The organism is Micromonospora sp. DT81.3 (assembly GCF_049847225.1).
Classification (GTDB): domain Bacteria; phylum Actinomycetota; class Actinomycetes; order Actinomycetales; family Microbacteriaceae; genus Microbacterium.
This window is the reverse complement of sequence record NZ_JBNCNY010000015.1, coordinates 46,882-66,217: the sequence shown is the minus strand read 5'-3', so window position 1 is coordinate 66,217 and position 19,336 is coordinate 46,882. Positions and strand designations below refer to the sequence as shown.

Below are 19,336 nucleotides of genomic sequence, written 5' to 3'. Positions count from 1 at the left end.
CGAGATCGCTCAGGCGGCGCTCGAGGCGATTGAGAACGGCACCGCCCCGCCCCGCATGTGACGGGCGGTGCCCGCCGTGAGGGGGAGGAATCCCCCTCACGCTCCCCCTCCACAGGCGCCACTTCGGAGAAGTTCTCCCCAGAACCGCGCCGTGAGCGCGTGAGCGCCGGCGACGAAGGGCAGGATCGGCGTATGGCCAGATTTGAGCAGCTCGTCGTCTCCAACAGGAGCGATCGCTGGGGAATCCCGCGCGCTACGGAAACGATCATCGTCAACCTCGACACCATCAGCACCGTCACCGACCGAACCGTGGATACGACCTACCAATCGTTCTTCTCCCCCGACTGCCCCGTCGGCATCTACGCGGCGGTAGGCGTGACCGTCCAGAACGGCGGTGAGCACACGCTCCTGCTGGGCCAGTTCGACCAGGTCGACGAGGCCGATGCCGCGGTCGACCGCTTCACGACCTGGCTCACCGGAAAGCCTCTACTCGCTTAGTCGCTTCCGTGACGCTCTCAGTTCTCACGCATGTCGGGAAAGAGCCCCGCCGGCGGGGCCTCGTAGGGAAGCGGATCCCCGTGATTGTTCGTGTCCGTAGCTTTGGCGAACGGGCCGTCCGGGCTCAGCAGGATCGGCATGTGATGGTCGGCATGCTCGGCCCACCAGGTGCTCGAGCCGGTTGCGGCGTCCTGCCGCAGATACTCCCAAGCTCGCCACATCGCCTCGACACGGGCAACCGCTTCGGCGGATTCCCACCAGCGAGCCGACCACCGATACTGGGCGTTTCCGCCGCCGACGCGGCGGGAGTACATGTATCGGAGACGCTCGCGGAAGAACTCATCGGCGGAGCCGTAGAACAGCTGCGGCTCCGCGCTCTCCGGGCCGGCGTCCGACTCAGGGTCGTCGTTGTCGCGGAAGTCATCGAACTCGCTCATTGCGTGTCCTCACCGTCTTCGGATGGGACAGCGGCGGCGGGCGTCGCAGTGGCCGGTACGGTGACGCGGGCGGCGGGATCATGAGCGGCGATCGACGCTCTGACGGCGGCCGCGTACGAGCCTTTCATCCACGGCACAGTCTCCACGATCGTTGCGGGCGCACCGGAGGCGAACACGATTGCGCGGCCGCGCGGAAGTGATCCCAGGTCGGCGACGTCCAGGGTGCGTTCGCGCTGCACGCCGTGGGAGATCGACCGGCTGCCGCGGCCGACGCTCGTGGACGTCGTGCGCCGTTCGTACTCTCCGATCATCTGCGACAGCTCGTTGAGGAACTCCGGTTCCTTCACTCCCCCGCCGTAGACGGCGATGTTCGAGGCGGACCACAGCTTCCGCATCCCGTCCCTCCCCCACACCTGAACGCCCTGCGACCAGGACTGCAGGATCGTCATCAGCACGATTCCGCGGGACCCATAGTGCGAGTAGAGGTCGGGGAGGTCGTGCCAGCGACAGACGTTGGCGGCTTCGTCCAGGACGCCGAGCATCGGAGTGGCCAGGCGCCCGCCGGGCTGGCTGGTAGCAAGCTCCTCCGCCGCCTCCACTGTCGCGGCGGTGAGTGCAGTCACGAGGGGCCCGGCAGTGCCCCGGCCCTCTTTCGAGAGGGAGTACAGGGTGTCCGAGCCGCGAACGAATGCGTGCGGGTTGAACTGCGGGCGGCTGTCCAGGCTGACCTCGCCGCCCTGCGGAGTGATCCACTCGGCGATCGCACGGACCTTCAAGCACGACGCCATCTGGGCGGCCGTGCCGTAGACGCTATCGCGACGACGGGGTTCGCCGTTCACCTGGCCGTCGACGGCGTCCGCCATTTGGTCGTAGCCATGTCGGCGGAGGATGTCTACCGGAGTGTCATCGCCAGGCGTGGTCGTCCACGTGAACGCCTTGGTGATGGGGAGGTTGTCGAGCGCGGCTGCGAGGAGAAGGCCGGCGAGGAGATCCTGGCCGGCGTTGTCGAAGTACGGATCGGCGCGGGTGTCCCCGGCGCGCGACCCGGTGGCGAAATGGGCCGCAAGCTTCGCGGCCTTCACGTCGTCGGTGACATAGCTGAGGGGATTCCACCACCAGGTTGGTGCCTCCAGCGCGATCTGTTGCGGATCGAACGCCCAGATCCGCCCCTTTTCGGCGCGGATGTCCCGTGTGGCATCCAGGACGTCCCGCTTGTTCGAGGTGGTGAGCACTGCGCCCGGAGCCGACAAAATCGCCGGGATCGCCCGGCTGGTGGTCTTTCCGGTTCGCGGACCCCAGATGTCGACGTGCATGTCCTCGGGTGAGCCGTAAAGCTTCTGCCGTCCCGCCAGGGTGACACCGATAGGGACGCCCACCCAGTCGCTGGCGCCCAGTCGCTGCGTGGTTCGCTTCGCACCGGTCGCCGAGAGGGAATGCAGCTGACGACCCTTGCCCATGTGAGCAGCCGCAGAGTCGACGACACTCCGGCGACGGCGGCGACGGCCGAGCGCGATGACCACCGCGATCGCGAGGACGAGCAGAACGCCGCTGACCAGGGCCAGGATCCAGGTTGCCGACGACGGCCACGTCAGTCGGCCGCGGAGGACGCCGAAGAACACCTCGAAGGGGTCTGCTGAGATCCCGGGGTTCACGCCGTCGAGGCGAGACCCAAGGCCAACCGCGGCCCACACGCTGATCAGCGCGGCGATCGCGACAGCCAGACCGATCATCATCGCGACGGTGCCACCGTCGAGGCCCTGGCCGCGGCGGTCACTGGCGCTCACGCGGCACCGTCCTGTGCAAGGAATTCACGGTCAATGTCGGCCTCGAACTCGTGGCCGGCCCGTTCGGCGTCCTCGAGACCGATCAGCGGATTCGACTCGTCGGGTGCAGGAAACTCCGCCGCGGCATGCCACAACTTGTTGGTGTCGTTGATCGCACGTTCGGCCTCGACCAGCTCCACCTTGATCGGGATGCCCGGGTGACCGCCGACCTTGATCAGGAACTTCCCCCGGCCGGGCGGCTCCGAGCCGGGCCCCGAATCCCAGGTGCCGGGATCCTGCCATGACGTCAGCAGCTCCTGCTCGGCCCGGGACAGCGGGACCGCGCTTGTCAGCATCGACATCTCTGCACCCGGGAGTCCGCCACACACGACCATGCCAGCGCGCTCGACGAACCCGCGGGCCTTCATCCGGTCCGCCTCGGTAGGAAGCGCCAGAAGGTCGCTCATGGTGTGCGAGATCATGGCGAGACCGACGCCGCGTTGCCGGTTGAGGCGGGTGAGGGCGTCCACCCGGTCGACCATGCCGCGTCCGGCGCGCAGCGCCCGCCACAGCTCGTCGAGGATCACGAAGTAGTGCCGGCGAGGTTCCAGGCCGGCGTCGGCGAGAGCGTTCGCGACGTTCACCGTGCCGAATCCGGCCGACCAGCAAGCAAGAAGGATCGCGGCCTGCACGTCGGTGTCCGAGTCGTCGATGGAGGACACGTCGTAGACGACGGGACGGTCCCGATACATGGGGACGTCGGTCGCGTGGGCGAACGTCTCGCCCAGCCGGCCGCCGGAGGTAAGGCTGATCAGCGACGCCTCGAGATTCTCGGTGATCGTCCGGTACCGGGCGTCATCCCCGCGGTCCAGAGCGACCGCCCGGACTTCGGCCGGAGGGTTCTGGATGACCCGGAGGAGATCGCCGAGCACCGGGACGCCGTTGTGAGTCTCATCGAGCACCTTCAGTGCTCGGTCGATGATCGACTCCTCACGATCGGTGGGAGGTTCCTTGCGGAGGATCGTCAGCAAGGCAGACACCATCGTGTGCCGGCGGCCGTGGGCGTCCGCGAGCACCTGCTGCCGCTCCTTCTCCTTGCCGGCGGCGCGCAGCCGCTCGGCGGCTTCGTGCGCTTCGCCCGGGTCGAGGATGTTCAGATGCCCACGGCCACGGCCCAGCGTGATGACCTGGCCGCCGAGCGCCCGGATCAAATCGACGTAGTCCGGCTTCAGATCGCCCAGGACCAGCGGCAACGTCCCCAGCCCGGCGAGCCCCGCAGCCGTTCGCCGCGTGTAGGTCGACTTTCCCAGGCCAGGGAGACCAAGGATGAACACGGACGGGTTTGAGATGAGATCCGCATCCTGGAACCAGCTGATCGGGTCGGCGCACACTGTTGCACCGGTGAAAAGCTGCAGTCCCATGGGAACACCGATCATCGGCGTGCCTGTGCCAACGGAGAACGGGTGCAGGCCGCAGACCTGCACTGTGGTTCCACGCCATTCCTCGACCGGCTGAATGACGGCTGCCTCGCCGCGGGCCCGTCCGAGCCAGCCCCGAGGACCGGGCCGGCGGACGCTCGGCTTCTTCTCCTTCTCCTGCCGTGGCGCCTTCTCCGCGGGCAGCTCCCGAGGCTTGTGCTTCTGCGCGGCACGACGGTTCGAGTCGATCGCAGGCATTACAGCTGCTCCCTCAGCTCGGCCGGCACCTGCAGGTGCTTGGGCAGCACGAGACCCAGCGGAAGGGCCGCAGCGAACGCAGAATCCTGTGAGCCGTGCACCACACGCAGCCGGATCCGCGCGGTTGCCGAAAGGTTGTCGATCGCCGCTTTCGCGTCGGCCTCCTGAGAGGCGTCGGTGACCGTGGCGGTAACGAGCATCCCGAAATTCACCAGGCCGGCGCCAGATGCTTCTTCCGCGGCCGTCGCCGCGGCGGCGCGTGCGGCCGTCATGTTGCGCGCTGTCGGCTTGTTCGAGGAGTTCAGGTTGAAGCTGGCGGCCCGCACGTCCGCCTCAACCAGAGCCGCAGCTTTGGCCGCGTCGATCGGCCGGTACAGCAAAGTCACGCGCTTGCGCGCGACGTCGCGGTGTGGGGCGAGGAGGCGGGACAGAACACTCGAAGGAACGTTGCCGCGGGGGGCGCTCGACATCATCCAGGTCACCGAGAGTGCCGAGTCGTGGCGGTACGTGTCCCACCCAGCCTGATGGGCGGTAGGCCCGACCTCCGGCCAGTACAACTCGGGTGGCTCCCCCGCGGCGTTGGCTTCATCGATCAGGCGTGCGGCGGCCGGGTCGTAGGCGATGCGGATGACCTCGCACAGCTCCTGCGCATCAATCGGTCGGGTGGCTCCTGCCCCGGTCGCTGAGAGGCTCTGTGTGATGCCGGGAAGGCGCGAGGCGAGCTCACGCCCCATCTCGTCGGCGGTGCGCTTGCGGCCACCGGTGCGCGCCGCCGCGTTGAAAGTGATCGCGACGAAAGCCTTGATGGTCGCGGAGCCGGCCGGGTACTTGTCGACCAGGCTGTGCAGCAGCTCGCGTGCGAACGCCGGGGCGGTCGGGTCGATCCGGCTGGTGACCTCTCGTCGAAGCCGCGTCCCGCTGTCCGGTGCCGTCTCGATCGTCACGGACACGGCCTCGATGCCTGGCTCGTCGCCAAGGCTGGCCAACCAGGCGCCCCATTCGGCCACCCAGACGTCGATCTGCTCACGATCGACCAGGGCCGCGCCGTCGGGCTCAGTGCCGATCACCACGGTGTAGTCCGACGTGGAAGGCACCTGCACCAGCGCAAAGGGTCGGTTGTAACTGTCGCGCCACTCGGTCAGTCTGGAGCCCGCTGCCAGGCCGGGCAGCTGCGCCGTACCCCACTCGGCGCGACCCAGCGGCCCCGACCGGTAGATGTGTGCACCTCTGGCCTTCGTGAACATCCATCCCACCCTCGTTGTGGCCCGCTGGAGCAGGCTCTGTCCGTGCTTGTTCTTGGCAGCCACCGTCAGGAGAAAGATCCCGAAGATGACAGCGGTGATGACCCCATTGAGGATGTTCGAGGCCATCGTCACGATGACCGAGAACCCGGCGCCTACAAAGAGGATCGCCGTCCCGAGCGCGCTCAAACCCAACAATCCCGCCGTCTTGGGCTTCGTCCAGTTGCCGTAGCTGCGCTGTGCAGGCCCGGACGCTTGGGGGTGCATCGCGGTAGTCATGAGAAACCTCCCGGCTAGCGTGAACCGCTAGGTCCGCCGCTCGAATCGTCCGTCGCTGACTGAGCCGCTCCCCTGGCAGCGTTGGCCGCGCTCTTCGCGGTGCCCACCGCGGCCTTGGCGCCAATGGCGACCGGAGCCGCCGGCCCAGCGCCAGCGGCTGCGCCGCCACCGGCTCCCGCCGCGGCTCCGGAAGCCGCAGAGCGGGTTGCTGTGCGGGTTGCCGCCGCACCTCCGCCACTTGCGGCACCCGTCGCTGTGGACGTTGCGGCATTGCCGCCGCCAGAGCCGTACGCCGGCGCTGCCCCGGAGCTGCTGACACGACTGATCGCGCCGGTGGCTATCTGACCGCCGACGGCTCCCGCGGCTCCGGCGACCGCCATGCCGGAGCCCCCGCCCCCAGTGACCGCCCCTGTCATCGGTGCGATGAATCGCATCAGTGCGGGCAGAGCGAGCAATGCTACGAGCATGAGCGACATGCCGACGAGGATCGACCAGATGCCTCCACCGTCGTCCAGGAAAACGTCGGTACCGACGAGGCTAAACGCCGCGGCATAGATGAGCGCCGCAGCCGGCTTGTACAGAATGAACGCGATCGTCCAACCCAGCATCTTCCAGAACCACTGCTTGCCCATCTGCGTGTTGGTGAAGCTTGCGCCGAGTGGAAGAACGCCTGCCAGAACAACCAGGAGGCCTCCTCGCACGATCATGAGGGCGACTTGCGTGAAGGTCATCAGCAGGGCAACCACGCCGAGGACGAGCACCCCGAACAGCCCGATCGGAGACTGCGCAGTCAGAGCGATCATCCCGTAAACGTTCGTCCCGAAGCATTGCGAGTCCCCCGCGACCGATACGTTGCAATCGGTCGCGTTGTTGAGGATCCAGACGGAGAATGCGTCGGCGGCCGTTACCGCGAGCGTGATCACCGCGAGTCCCGCACCCGAGACAACGACGAGGGTAATGAGCGACTGGAGCAGCTCCTTGCCCGGTTGCGCGCGCTGCTCCCATGCCATCCGTATGCCGCCGATGATGACGGAGAGAACCGCCAACCCGCCGACGAAGTACCACAGCGAATTCTGGAGGAAGCCCACGGTGGTGGACGAGCCGGTGGGCGCACTCGCGCTGAGGAGGGCCCCAACCAGCGCAGAAGCCCCGGAGATCAACAGCACTGAAAAGAACACGATCCCCAGAGCACCGACGCTGCGCAGGCCATCGCCACGGCGGATGCGGACCGCTACCACAGCACCCAAACCGATCAGGGAGAGGACCGCGACAACAAGGCCGATGTACGTCACGTAGTTGAGGATCATCGTGAACTCAGCCGTCCCGGGAGGCGGTCCTGTCACCGTCGTCGATCCGTCTCCAGCTGCGAGAACCGGCGTCGGAACGTTCACCCACATGCTGCCCATGCCCGCCACCGTCTTTCCCCAGCTCTCGAGGACACGGTTCGTCAACTCCTGAATGGCGTCGTTCGACGCTTGGGAGACAACGTCTCCGACGGCGTTCCCGCCCTTGCAGACGACATCCCACCACTCGCAGTCCGTTGGGGCCGCCATCGGTTCAGGCTCCCGACCAAGGGGTGTAGCCGCCGAGATTCTGAATCTCCGCGGGTGCGAGCGGCAAGTCGCCGGCGTCGGTCATCTCCAACTTCCAGTCCCCCTCCGCCCAAAGGAGTTTGAGGGGGATGCTGACCAGCTGGCCAGTGGAATAGTTCACCGCGAGGTCGATTGTGGCCGCATCCGCCGAGTAGGACAGCACTCTGTAGCCGACGACCTGGGCTCGCAGGTTTGAGGGGCCGCCGCTGGGGGGCTTGCTTGCGAGAGCGTCGCGACCCGGACCGGGCGCGACAAGTTCTATCAGTCGGGGCCCAATCGTTGCGTCCGTCCCCGTGGCAACAAAGTTGACAGCGGCGAACAAGGCCCCCTCGCTCGTGTGCGCGAAGCAGCTGCGGAATCCATCACCGTCCACAGTCCCGGGTCCACTCGTTTCGTTGACCGGCGCGGCCATTGTTCCGACCAGTTCCCAGTCGTTCTCGGGCGCGGTGTCGAGTGAGCTCGCATCCTCGAAGCCCGCCAGACCACAGACGCTCGCGTCAGCGGGGTCGCCTGTCGAAGAGCTCGACGGCGAGGGTCTCGGCGTCGGGTCCGTCTGAGGGTCCGGTCCCCGCGTGAGAGACGTGACGAGTACGACAATGGCGGCGAGGACAATCACGCCGACGATGATCGCCGCAAGGACGAAGCCCCTCCGACCGAAAGGGCTTCGCGGCTCAGCGCTGTTCATATGGGCTCCGTTCGGTGCAAGTCAGGCCCCGGAGATGAAGCCGACGAGTGCCGTAGCGGCCCCAATGATCATGACGCCCACCAGAATCGACACAAAAGTCTTCACGTGTTCGCCGCCCTCGCCTCGGCGCGAATTGAACATGAACATCACCGCCACAGCGATCAGAGCAAGGATCGCCGCGATGAGGCCAACCCACTTCGCCCAACTGAGGATCGTGCCAACGGCCTCGAATCCGGGAGGGGCGACTGGGTCAGGGTCGGGCAGTGCCGCAAGAGCAATGGCGGCTTCCGCGGCCAGGTACGAGAGCGACATGAGTCGTCCTTTCAGTTACGCGCGTGAGTGTTGAAATCAAGTTGGAGGTCGGTCAGCAGAGCCACGAACTCCCTCGGAACACCGCTCGTCGGTGAAACTGGCCCGAGCCGCCAAGCCTCGACCCACGGCATCGTCCACACGCGAGGCACTCCCCCACCGATGACCTGCTCGAAATCGCGGAGCGGCTTCGGACGACGGCCGGGAGCGTCCGCCATGAGCACCAGCCCACCCAGCTGCACCCCGTCTCCGAGGGCCCCGGACGCCCACTCGGTGGCTGCTCGCTGCGCAGCGGTGAGTCCCATGAAGTTCGTTCGCGCGACCAGAACGACGCGGTGGGAGGATCCCTGCATATCCGGGATCGGCCACCCGTGAGACGCTGGACGGCTGCCCGCGGCAAGCGTCGCAAGCGTCGATTCGCCGGCGCCTCCGTGGACACCCAGCCAATAGACAGATGCCGGCCACGCCTGTGTCCAACGGGGCAAACGATCAGCGGTGTCGGGCACCGGAACGCCAGGTTGCGGAGCATTCGCACCCTCTTGTCCCGTGCGACGGAACGGTCTCGATGGCGGCTCTGCCGCTGACTTGGCGGGACGACCGGAGCCGGTCAACCATGGATTCGCGTTTGTCATGTCGCCCTCCCCTCCCCCGGGTGGATCGCAACCCACGCTCGCCGAGTGTCCGTCCTTCTCCCTAACTTGGTGAGAACCAAGAGGTGTTGAAGCCTGACGTAATCATACCCATGATGCTCAAAAGTGGACGATTGATATCGAATCTTGCCCGGTATCAAGATACCCTGTCGATGTGGACGACACGTCACCGCTCATGGACTGGCCCGACTCACTGCTTCGTGAGTACAGGCACATGCTCAGCGTCCGCGACGTCGCGCGAGCACTGAACATCGAGGAATCGAACGTCCGCAGTCTCCTCACCGCACCTGACGCGAGGACGCGCATGCCCGGTGTCAAGATCGGCAAGAACTGGCGTATCTCGCGCGATCAGCTGCGAACGTACCTCCTCGTGCATCACAATAAAAATCCACTCACCCGCGACGGCGCCCGGGCCGACGTGTCATGAACCCTCTTTCACGCGCTGTCCTCGCCGTCGGCATCGCGCTCACACTCACGAGCTGCGCAACCGCCGAACCCGCCGCGCCAGCACCAAGCGGCTCGCCCACCGCAACCGCAACCAACCCGGCCAACCCCACTCCTCCCGTCGACGATGCCACTCCGGCACCAGTAGCCGAAGCCGGGGACGACAGCCAATCGGCCGCGATCGAGGTCGCGGAGAACGCCGTCGCAGCGTTCGGTCGACCGGATCTGCCGTACGAGCAGTGGATCGCCGGCCTGTACCCGTTCCTCACGCAGTCCGGCGCGGCCGCCTACGAAGGCACGGACCCCATGAACGTGCCTGTGCACGCCGTCACCGGCCCCGGCGCCGTACTTCCGGCCTCGACCGAAGTGGCACTCATCGTGGTCGTCCCCACCGACGCCGGGCCGTACAACGTCAGCCTCAGCCGCCCCGAGCCCGCCGCCCCGTGGCTGGCTGATCGAATCCGTCCCGCCGAGGGATAGACACATGGCAGAGGGCAGATCGAACGGCGTGGCGATCATCATCGCCGTCCCGGCGATCGTTGTCGTAAGCCTGTTCGCTGTCATCTTGCTGTTCATGACCGGCGGCAGCGCCGCGGCCTCCTGCCTCGGCACTGCCGGTACGGCAGACCCCGACGACGTGCCCACCGATGCCGTCGCTGGCTATTCCGGCGAGCAACTCTCCAACGCCGCGTACATCATGAACGCCGCGACGGCGCTCGACCTCGAGCGCGACGCTCAGATCATCGGCGTAATGGCGGCCATGGGTGAATCTAGTCTCCGGATCATCGACTACGGAGACACGGCGGGACCCGACTCACGCGGGCTGTTCCAGCAGCGCGACAACGGAGCGTGGGGAACCTACGAGGACCGCATGGACCCCACGATCAGCGCCACCAACTTCTTCACGGCGCTACAGCGCGTGCCCGGATGGCAGACCCTCGAGCCCACCATCGCAATCCACAAGGTGCAGCGGAATTCCGACCCGTTCCATTACGAGAAGTATTTCGACGCCGCGGACCAGGTGGTCAGCGCTCTTGCCGGTGACGGCACCGGCGGCGGGTGCGCGAGCGGGAGCATCGTTCCCCCGCTCAGCCCCGGCTACAACATGACCAGCGGATATGGGCCGCGCACCATCAACATCCCCGGCGCCTCGCGCTGGCACCCGGCGATCGATCTGCAGCATTGGCCGAACCCGTGCGGCGATCAGATCTACTCCATCAGCGACGGCACCGTCACCTACGTTGGAGGCATCCAGCTCACGGTCAAGTCCCCGGACGGCTGGAGCGCGTCTTACCTTCACATGAAGCTGACCGATATTGCAGTCGACGTCGGCGACTCCATCACAGCGGGGCAGCCCATTGCCCTTGTCGGCGACGAAGGCCCCTCTGGCGGTTGTCACCTGGACCTCCGCATCAACAAGGAGGGCACTACCGATGCCGCTATCGCGGCGCTTCCCGCTGGCGAGGATCTCGGCGGGCCGCCCACGTCCTACGGCTTCGTCGACCCCGTGCAATTATTCAACGCCTTCGGAATCGACATCTGTCCGCCCGAATCGTGCAGGAGGCAGTAGTGAGCACAGCCCCCGTCCCTCCGTACCCGGTCATCATCGTCAATGTCCGACCTGACGGCAGCGCCCATCTGAACGTCGCCGGCCGCCATGTCGACTTCGAGCAGGCGCCGATAGAGGACACCCGGCGGGCCGTGACCGCATACGGGACCGAGCTCGCCGACGCGCTGCGCCGACCCGTCCGTATGCGGACGATGGATCCTGAAGGGGAGTGGCTCGTCGCCGTCCACCCGAACGGCTCGGTGACCGAACTTCCCCCCGCCGAGGAAGGGCCGCGACGCCCCCGCAAGCAGCCTGCCGCGCCTCGACTTCCCGCTGTCGCCACGCCACCACCACCTCAGTCCGACTCCTCAGAGTCACCCACGTCACCGCGGAGGGTCTTCCAGCCCTGGGCGCGCATTCCCGACCCGCGGCCTCGGACGGCGCCCAAAGTGCCCCTAGAGCACGACCCGGACGCGACGGAGTTCGCCCAGCGGCCAGCGTGGGGAGCCTCCTCAGCGATCCTCACATTCGGCCCGGGCACGCAGGCGTGCGTCACGACCTCCGCCCTGATCGGGCGGAGGCCGGTAGCCGGCGCCCGAGAGGAAGCAGCCATGCTCGTGCTCATTGACGACGACGCACGCAGCATTTCGCGCACCCACCTTCGTGTTGACTGGCACGACAACCGCCTGTGGGCCACCGACCTGGCCTCATCAAACGGCACCCGCGTCGAGCGCTCAGGAGAGCGCACGCACGAACTCGTGCCCTGGCAGCCCTTCGAGCTCCTCCACGGCGACATCGCCGAGTTGGGCGACGTGCGGGTCACCGTTAGCCTGACCACGACGGCGACGGAGAAGCTGGCATGACCGGACTCAGCACTTCCGACACCGAATCCGCCCACTGGAATAATGCAGAGATCTCCCGAGGTACGCCGCTACCCGGGAACCGCGTCAACCCAGACAAAGACAACTCCGAACCCGACCGGAGCCCACATGAGACACGAAAACCCGTGAGCGAAGAGGACTACTGGGCGACGCTCCCGGACACTCTGAGCCCCGCGGATGTCGCGAGGATCCTCCGAACTGGCGTACCCGCCGTTCGGAGACGCCTTCGGGACGGGATGATCCCGGGACATCGTCTTTCCGACTCATGGATCATCTTCAAAAGCGAGATCCGCGCATGGCTCGATTCGACCAGCAATCAGCCGCCGCACGCGGCCACTGACCCGGTTGACGTCCTCACCGGCTACGGCGACGAACTCAGCTACCGGGACCTCATGCAACTGCTCGGCAAGACCAAGCAGACGGTCTACATCTGGCTGCAGCAGGGCGTCATCCCCGCATCCAACGTCGGCGGCCGCTGGATCATCTTCAAGGCGCAGCTGCGGCGGCGACTCGAGGAGTCCAGCAACCAGACCACTTCGCCAGCGGAATGAACCGACACGCCGCCGCACTCCCGGACGAAACTACGCCTAGTCCTAGCGTTAATGGCATGACTGAGCGAGCACGTCGACGCCGCGGAAGCGCGGTTGGCAACCCGGTAATTTTCGCTCCCGTACCGGAGCGGGCCAAGCAGATCGTTATCGACACTGCGGATGCCCTCGGCATCTCGCTTGCCGCAGCGCTGGAAGTAATACTTCTCAACGCTCCCCTAGACCGCGACGGCGTTCCCGCGTTCGTTGACCGCGCCCGTTTCCAGAGGAACGAGGAGCTGCCTATCCCCGCCGCATAAACGAAAGAGCCCGTCGTTTCCGACGGGCCCATTCAAGATTCGTAGCTCGACCGCCTCTGTCGCCAAACTGATCCGGCTCGAGCTTCTCGCAGAAATCCCGGTTACCAGCCGGGCCTTCGACGTACCCCCGAAGGAGTGCTCCCATAGTATCCGCTACTCGCCAGATATGGCACCTTTCGTCTGATCACGCGCTTTCCGTGTCGGAGGCGTGGGTGCTCACGCGTTCCCTCAGCCCCCGTGACCGCGTGCGCGTGGCGGCGCAACTCGTCGATGGCGAGGTGCTGAACGAGTACGACCGGGAGCGGTCCGTCAACGAGCTCCCCCCGCACACTCCGTGGGCGATGTACCTGGCCAATGACGAGCAGCGGTACGAGTACCTCTGCTTCGACCTTGACAGCTCCCGTGGGAACGCCGACTACGACGCCGGCCGCCTCTCCCTCTGGCTCGACGAGCTGAACATCGAACATCTGACGGCCGAATCCGGCCCCACCGGTGGGCGGCATGTGTGGATCGGGATGGCGGACGACCTCGAGGCGGCGCACGTCAAGGATCTCGCGCAGCTCGCCGCCCAACTGCTGCCCTCCCTTGACCCGACTCCCCTGATCAACCCCGCCACGGGCTGCGTACGGCCGCCGGGAGCCCCACACCGCCGCGGCGGTGTATCTCAGGCACAAGGGCCGCTCTCGGCGCTCACCAACAAGCGCGTCAGCGCCGATGCGATCACCGACCTCCGCGCGTTCCTCCTGGACGCCGGCGCTGAGGTGATCGCCCCCACCACCAGCACCGTCCGTGGCATGGCCGTGGACGACGACGGTCACCCCTACATCGCCGGCGCCAAACGTCCGTTGAGCGCACGACTGGCCGCCATGCTCGACGCTCCTCCGGCAGAGGACGCCTCGTACACCCTGGCCACCGTGCTCGCCGGCTGCGCACACGCACGCTGGCGGCACCGTGATGTGCTCGCTCTCGTCGACACCGCGCCGGCACTCGAACACGTCCGCACGATGCGTGCTGCAGCCAGCCAGCGAGTGCCGCGCTCAGCGCAGGGTCGGATCCGCGCCCTCTCCTCCGCCTGGCGGCACGCCGTCGCATACGCCGCCTCCCGTCCGCTCTCCGACTCCGGAGACGACGACGGCTTCCTGTTCCGGGCGGAAACCGCCCTGACGGCCGTTGAGCGGGCCCAGGAGCGCGCCGACACCATGCCCGGCCTCTGGGGAGCTGACCGAGCCTCCTCCGCCTCGCGCGGCGGCCGAGGGACGCACAGCCGCCGTGCCGTTCTCGACGCGCTCTGCCTGTACATGGCTCAAGCCGCCAACTCGATCGTCGAGGCCGACGTCCGCCGCCTGTCCGCCGACACCGGATACGGCCGCAGCACCGTTCACGACGCCCTGCAGGCGCTCTCCCAGCCCACCAGTGACGGTGAACCCGAATCCGCATGGATCGTCCGTGTCGGCGACGCGGACGCCCCTCACGGGCAGCGTTACCGCCTCTCCGATCGGTTCTCCACAGACCCAGAGGATACAAACCGGACACAAGTGCGTGCACGCCCCCGCGCGGCCTCTCCCACAGCGAACCGGGCTCGTTGGATCACCCGACTATCCACGGATCTCTCCCCGCTCTCCCACGACACCTTCGCTGCTCCCCGGAGCTTGGGCCGCACCGCAGGGCTCATCTACAAGAAACTGCCGTCCGAAGGGACAGCCACAGTGGACGAGCTCTGCCGGCAAACCGGCCTCGACGCCGGCCGGGTGCGTGCCGCCCTGAAACGGTTGCACGAGCACCAACTCTGCCGACGCGTTCCGCACGGATGGAGCCGTGCCGATGCCGAGGCCCTCGACCGCGCCGCCGAATCAATCGACGTCGCCGGATACCTGGACGCGCGGAAAGACCGGTACAACATCGAGCGCGCTGTCTGGGGATGGTGGCAAGCCGAATACCAGTGGATGAGGAAGGCCAACAAAAAGCGCCGTCGACGGCGGGCCGCCACCGGCGTCGCCCTCTTCGCACAGAACGACCGTCCCGACTACGCCCAGTACCCGCGAGGACCCGACCGCCGAGGTAACCACCGCGAGGCCCGACGGCTCGTCGAGGCCGGAGCCCTCTCCCCCGACCGGCTGGCGACCGCCGCCTGACTACGCGATCTTCACCAGAGCGCACGACGGGCATTTCCACACCCACCGTCGACCGGTCTCCATCGGCTCGAGCTGCAGAAGGCAGCCGGCGCACGTCGGGCTGAAACTTTCGAAGCTCTCGTCAACCCTCATTGCGACAGCCTAAGTTCCGTCACTCCCCTCCACCTCAGCTCGAGTGCATCTGTGGATGGAGCCGCTACGCGGCCGCCTCTCTTTGTTGTCCGTCTGCCTGGCCGCCCGATCGTAGCTCGCTCCGGCGGCTTCGTTCCGGGCTTTCGCGGCATATCCTCCCTCGCTTCGCTCAGTCCGGTATTCCACGACCCGGCACTCCGCCGCTCCGCTCGCTCTCGATCGACTTGCCAGACAGGCGAACAAAACAGTTGATCGGGAGAGAGAACCGTGGACCACACCACCGCCCCCACGGGCACCATTGAGCACATCCACCCCCAGAACCTCATCATCGAGGCGAACGTGCGACCAAGCGCGCCGCTGACCAGAGAGTTCGTACAGAGCATTCGAGAGAACGGCGTGCTGACCCCCGTCCTCGCCCGCCGCGACACCAACGGCAACGTGCTCGTCCGAGCCGGACAGCGCCGCATTCTCGCCGCGCGGGAAGCCACCCTCCCATCCATCCCCGTCTACATCGTCGACGCCGACGACGCGACGAGTGAGCGGATCATCCAGCAGATGATCGAAAACGACCAGCGGGAGGCGCTCACCACCGGCGAACGAGTCGCCGCATTCAAGCAACTCACCCTGGAAGGGCTGAGCGTGGCCGCGATCGCCAAGCGCACCGGCACAAAGCAGAAGGAGGTTCAGACCGCCGTGGCCGTCGCAGACAACGCCGTCGCGGCGACCGCCGCCCAGGAACACGCACTCACCCTGCAGCAGGCCGCCGTGCTGATCGAATTCGAGGGCGACGCCGACCTGATCGCCGACCTCGTGCAGACCGCCACTGGAGACCCCGGCGCGTTTGACCACGCCGTCCAACGCGCCCGAGACGACAAGGCCCGCACCGAGGCCAAAGCAGCCGTAGAAGCGGCCTATGCCGAACGCGGGTACGAGATCCTCGACAGCGGCTACGACAACGGATGCGTCGAGCACTACGGACTCCGCGACGCCGAGGGCAACCGGGTCACCTCCGAGCACATCGAGCAGATCGAAGGACGCGCTGTCTACGTGCAGGCGTACCACTCCGGGGAGCCCTATGTCCGCTACTTCATCCGCGACCCCAAGGCCGCAGGGCTCACCACCGACAACGGGTCCGGATCGACCGCCGCACCAGGCCCGATGACCGACGAGCAGAAAGCCGAGCGGCGCGAGTTGATCGCCAACAACAAGGCGTGGGACTCCGCAGAAACCGTCCGGCGTCAGTGGCTGACCACGCTCCTGGGACGAAAGACCCTGCCCAAGGACGGAACCGCATTCGTCGCGAAAGGCCTCACCATCCACAGGATTCCCGTCAGCCGAGGAATCAGCGACGGCAACGCCCTCGCCCACGAGCTGCTCGGCATCCAGCGTGGGGACGGCTACTACCCCGCAGACCGCCTGCACACCGTCATTGAGCACACGCCCGCCAAAGCAGCACATGTTGCACTGGCTGTCGTGCTCGGAGGAATCGAGGCCAGCACCAGCCGAAGCACCTGGCGCAACCCCACCGCTCACGACGCGGCCTACTTCCATCAACTCGCCGCATGGGGATACGGGCTGAGCGACGTAGAGCAGATCGTTCTCGCCCGTGGGGAGGCCACTGCCGCGACCGACGACGACCAGCAGCAGTGACGACCGCCCGGCCCTTCCTCCGACCGGAGGAAGGGCCGGTTTCTGGCGAGGGGCGCCCCCTCGCGCTCCCCCGCCGACACGAGCTCGAGCTGGCCACGACGTCATCGCTGCGTGGAGCAGCTGCACATCCGGCCAGAGCGCGCGCAGAGCGCGGGCGTCGACGGAGCGACGCCGAGGCCGCGCCGTCCCGGCGCACTCCCCCACACCTGTGCATCTCCGGGGGACGACCTTAGTTCGCTCCCGCGGCTCCGTTCCGGGCTTTCGCGGCATATCCTCCCTCGCTGCGCTCAGTCCGGTATTCCACGACCCGGCACTACCCCGCTCCCGCTCACACCGATCTAACCCGCGGAGACGCACAGAAAAACGATCAGCCAGAGCCAAAGGAGGATGCGATGAGCGCATTCATGGTCGACCCGGAACACATTCACGTCCTGGTCTGGGCCGCCGTGCACAGCAAGCCGACCGAGCCGGAACTGCACACCTACACACGAGACGAACCCACCCCGTACAACGCCGTCGAAGAGTCCGGATGGTCAGGCGAATGGAACGTCCGGCGGCTGCGCAAGCATCTGACCGAGACCGCCTACGGACAATTCCTGGTCGACGCCAACGCTGCAAGCGTCAACCGCCGCTACGACGAAGATCACGCCTACATCTACGAGTACCGAACCCCCACGCACACCCAGTGGCAGCCCGTCGAGATCCTGAACGCGATCAACTGCTTCGAATACCAGGCGTGCGAGGTCGAGGACTGGGCCAGCAGCGAGGCCAAGCAGTTCTGCGACCGGCTACGCCGGCGCATCGAAGAACGCCTGCCGAACGCATCCAATGGACCATGGGAAATCCGGCCCGACGTCGAGCCGGCAACTGTCCGCGCCCGGCGCGAAGCACAGGCACGCATGGGACTGTGACCAAAGGGGCGGCGTCCATCCCGCCGCCCCTCCCCCACCGCGGTAACGGGTGGTTCGCGGCTGCCCGCTGTGAGGGGCGACCCCCTCACACTCCCCCCGCAATAAATACCAGCATTGCAATCCAGGCTTGCAATGCTGGTATTGCGTGCATTTCGACACGCTGCAAGCAATGCTGGTATTTGTGGCAACGCGCCTTATCCTGACAAGGCGGGCATTGAAATAAATACCAGCATTCGCGCTGAGGAGAGGCATCACTCATGGCCACCGTCGACCGAAGCAAACTCGAGCGGGTCGTAGCCGTCATCAACGGCAAAGGGGGAGTGCTCAAGACCACCCTGGTCGCCAACATCGCCGGCATGCTCGCCGCCAGCGACTTCAAGGTCCTGGTCGTCGACCTTGACCCGCAGGGCAACATCGCCGAGGACTTCGGCTACACCGACGAAGACCAGAACGACGAGGGCCGCGCCCTCGCCGCTGCCCTCATGTTCGGCCAAGAGCCGGCGCTGTACCGGTCCGTCCGAGGCAATCTCGACGTACTGATGGGCGGGGAAGCCCTCGACAGCGCATCCGCCGGCCTCGCCGCCAAGCAGAGCAAGGATCCGACCGGCGCGAAGCTCGCTCTCGCGCGGATCCTCGAGAAGCTCGCACCGCAATACGACATGGTCCTGATCGACTGCCCACCCGGCGACGAAATGCTCCAGACCAACGCCGTGGGCGCTGCCCGATGGGCCCTGGTACCGGTCAAAAGCGACAAAGCCAGCCGCAAGGGACTGACCGCCGTCGCCAAGCGCCTGGACGCGGTGATCGATGTGAACCCCGACCTAGACCTGTTGGGAGTGGTCCTCGTGGACGTGGGCAAGAGCGCCCACAACGTCGAACGCGAAGCCCGCACGCACGTGGCCGAGTTGTTCGGCTACGCCGATATCGTCCTCACATCCACCGTCCGGCACTCGGAGGCAACAGCCCAAGCGACTCGGGAACGCGGCTTGCTCGTGGCGGAGCTGGACGAGTTCGTGCGCAAGGGACCGAAATGGTACGAAGTGCGCAGGGGAGAGGCGACAGCTGCGACACTCGCACCCCGCACCGCGACCAGCGTCGCCGACGACCTCCAGTCGGTCACGGAGGAAGTCGTCGCCCGGATAACCCTCGCCGAGGGCGCCGACGTGAAGGAGTCCGCATGACCGACGCGCCCAACCGCAAGATTGGCGGGCTCGCGCCCCGCGCGGAGGGCGCGCCGCTGGCACGGCTCATGCGATCGCAACGCGACGCACAGGCCGAGCCTCCCGCGGCCGAAGACGCGCCCGCTCCGATTGCCACCACCGAGGCGGGTGGCGCGACGACGAAGAAGCGGCCAGCGACGCCTGCACGCCGGCCTACGCTGACCCCTGTCGCCGAAGAACCCAAAGACGCGATCACGTTCCGGATGCCCCGCTCCCTGCGCGACAGGTCTAGAGCAACCTTCCTGGCCACGCGCACCGCCGAGGCCGACACCAGCTACTCGGACATGCTCGCCAAGGCGATCGCCGCCGAGGTGGAGCGCAGAGAAGCGGCCCACAACAGCGGAGAGCCATTCACTGGCGGGAACGCACAACTGCCCGCAGGGCGGCCGTTCACGGCCTAGCGGAGCCGCTACGCGGCACAGTGCCTCTACCGATTCTTT

General features: G+C 66.8%; 20 protein-coding genes. 12 read left to right on the top strand and 8 right to left on the bottom strand.

Features of this window, described 5'->3' with window-relative positions:
* Positions 1–192: 192 nt before the first annotated feature.
* Positions 193–498 carry a hypothetical protein gene (locus ACPW96_RS21465; RefSeq protein ID WP_425885633.1) on the top strand — a complete coding sequence of 102 codons (306 nt, stop codon included), beginning with the start codon at positions 193–195 and terminating at the stop codon, positions 496–498.
* A gap of 17 nt (positions 499–515) precedes the next feature.
* Here the strand turns inward: ACPW96_RS21465 and ACPW96_RS21460 are convergent, their stop codons facing one another.
* The 8 genes from ACPW96_RS21460 to ACPW96_RS21425 are packed head-to-tail and all read right to left on the bottom strand — an operon-like array spanning position 516 to position 9,112.
* Positions 516–935: a DUF4913 domain-containing protein gene (locus ACPW96_RS21460; protein WP_425885631.1), complete on the bottom strand. Its 420-nt coding sequence runs from the start codon at positions 933–935 to the stop codon at positions 516–518.
* Entirely contained in the window at positions 932–2,719 is a 1,788-nt protein-coding gene (locus ACPW96_RS21455) for a type IV secretory system conjugative DNA transfer family protein (RefSeq protein WP_425885630.1), read from the bottom strand. The genes ACPW96_RS21460 and ACPW96_RS21455 overlap by 4 nt, the downstream gene beginning before the upstream one ends.
* On the bottom strand, positions 2,716–4,374 hold the full coding sequence (locus ACPW96_RS21450) for an ATP/GTP-binding protein (RefSeq protein ID WP_425885628.1): 1,659 nt from the start codon (positions 4,372–4,374) through the stop codon (positions 2,716–2,718). The genes ACPW96_RS21455 and ACPW96_RS21450 overlap by 4 nt, the downstream gene beginning before the upstream one ends.
* Entirely contained in the window at positions 4,374–5,894 is a 1,521-nt protein-coding gene (locus tag ACPW96_RS21445) for an SCO6880 family protein (protein ID WP_425885627.1), read from the bottom strand. The genes ACPW96_RS21450 and ACPW96_RS21445 overlap by 1 nt, the downstream gene beginning before the upstream one ends.
* 14 nt (positions 5,895–5,908) lie before the next feature.
* The gene (locus tag ACPW96_RS21440) at positions 5,909–7,447 is read right to left on the bottom strand and encodes a hypothetical protein (protein ID WP_425885626.1); all 1,539 of its coding nucleotides are present in this window, start codon (positions 7,445–7,447) and stop codon (positions 5,909–5,911) included.
* Positions 7,448–7,451: 4 nt separating this feature from the next.
* A complete protein-coding gene (locus ACPW96_RS21435; RefSeq protein WP_425885624.1) occupies positions 7,452–8,171 on the bottom strand; it encodes a hypothetical protein in 720 nt (239 codons plus the stop codon).
* A gap of 21 nt (positions 8,172–8,192) precedes the next feature.
* Complete coding sequence (locus ACPW96_RS21430) at positions 8,193–8,483, bottom strand: hypothetical protein (RefSeq protein ID WP_425885623.1); 291 nt, start codon at positions 8,481–8,483, stop codon at positions 8,193–8,195.
* An 11-nt stretch (positions 8,484–8,494) separates the two neighbouring features.
* Positions 8,495–9,112 carry a DUF6668 family protein gene (locus ACPW96_RS21425; RefSeq protein WP_425885621.1) on the bottom strand — a complete coding sequence of 206 codons (618 nt, stop codon included), beginning with the start codon at positions 9,110–9,112 and terminating at the stop codon, positions 8,495–8,497.
* A gap of 172 nt (positions 9,113–9,284) precedes the next feature.
* On the opposite strand from ACPW96_RS21425, the gene ACPW96_RS21420 reads away from it, so the two are divergent.
* The 11 genes from ACPW96_RS21420 (at position 9,285) to ACPW96_RS21370 (ending at position 19,297) form a co-directional block, all read left to right on the top strand.
* On the top strand, positions 9,285–9,557 hold the full coding sequence (locus ACPW96_RS21420) for a helix-turn-helix domain-containing protein (RefSeq protein WP_425885620.1): 273 nt from the start codon (positions 9,285–9,287) through the stop codon (positions 9,555–9,557).
* Positions 9,554–10,054 (top strand): hypothetical protein, encoded by a 501-nt coding sequence (locus ACPW96_RS21415; RefSeq protein ID WP_425885619.1) that lies wholly within the window; start codon positions 9,554–9,556, stop codon positions 10,052–10,054. The genes ACPW96_RS21420 and ACPW96_RS21415 overlap by 4 nt, the downstream gene beginning before the upstream one ends.
* Positions 10,055–10,058: 4 nt before the next feature.
* Positions 10,059–11,144 carry a M23 family metallopeptidase gene (locus tag ACPW96_RS21410; RefSeq protein ID WP_425885618.1) on the top strand — a complete coding sequence of 362 codons (1,086 nt, stop codon included), beginning with the start codon at positions 10,059–10,061 and terminating at the stop codon, positions 11,142–11,144.
* Positions 11,144–11,986 carry an FHA domain-containing protein gene (locus ACPW96_RS21405; RefSeq protein ID WP_425885617.1) on the top strand — a complete coding sequence of 281 codons (843 nt, stop codon included), beginning with the start codon at positions 11,144–11,146 and terminating at the stop codon, positions 11,984–11,986. The genes ACPW96_RS21410 and ACPW96_RS21405 overlap by 1 nt, the downstream gene beginning before the upstream one ends.
* Positions 11,987–12,129: 143 nt before the next feature.
* Entirely contained in the window at positions 12,130–12,555 is a 426-nt protein-coding gene (locus ACPW96_RS21400) for a helix-turn-helix domain-containing protein (RefSeq protein WP_425885616.1), read from the top strand.
* A gap of 56 nt (positions 12,556–12,611) precedes the next feature.
* Complete coding sequence (locus ACPW96_RS21395; RefSeq protein ID WP_425885614.1) at positions 12,612–12,851, top strand: hypothetical protein; 240 nt, start codon at positions 12,612–12,614, stop codon at positions 12,849–12,851.
* Between the two features lie 212 nt (positions 12,852–13,063).
* Positions 13,064–14,983, top strand: a complete 1,920-nt coding sequence (locus ACPW96_RS21390) for a hypothetical protein (protein WP_425885613.1) — start codon at positions 13,064–13,066, stop codon at positions 14,981–14,983.
* 399 nt (positions 14,984–15,382) lie between these two features.
* Positions 15,383–16,765, top strand: coding sequence for a ParB/RepB/Spo0J family partition protein (locus tag ACPW96_RS21385; protein ID WP_425885611.1), 1,383 nt, complete (start codon positions 15,383–15,385; stop codon positions 16,763–16,765).
* A gap of 392 nt (positions 16,766–17,157) precedes the next feature.
* Positions 17,158–17,676 carry a hypothetical protein gene (locus ACPW96_RS21380; RefSeq protein WP_425885609.1) on the top strand — a complete coding sequence of 173 codons (519 nt, stop codon included), beginning with the start codon at positions 17,158–17,160 and terminating at the stop codon, positions 17,674–17,676.
* Positions 17,677–17,933: 257 nt separating this feature from the next.
* On the top strand, positions 17,934–18,857 hold the full coding sequence (locus ACPW96_RS21375) for a ParA family protein (protein ID WP_425885607.1): 924 nt from the start codon (positions 17,934–17,936) through the stop codon (positions 18,855–18,857).
* On the top strand, positions 18,854–19,297 hold the full coding sequence (locus ACPW96_RS21370; RefSeq protein ID WP_425885605.1) for a ParB family protein: 444 nt from the start codon (positions 18,854–18,856) through the stop codon (positions 19,295–19,297). Before ACPW96_RS21375 ends, ACPW96_RS21370 begins: the two co-directional genes overlap by 4 nt.
* Positions 19,298–19,336: the final 39 nt, after the last annotated feature.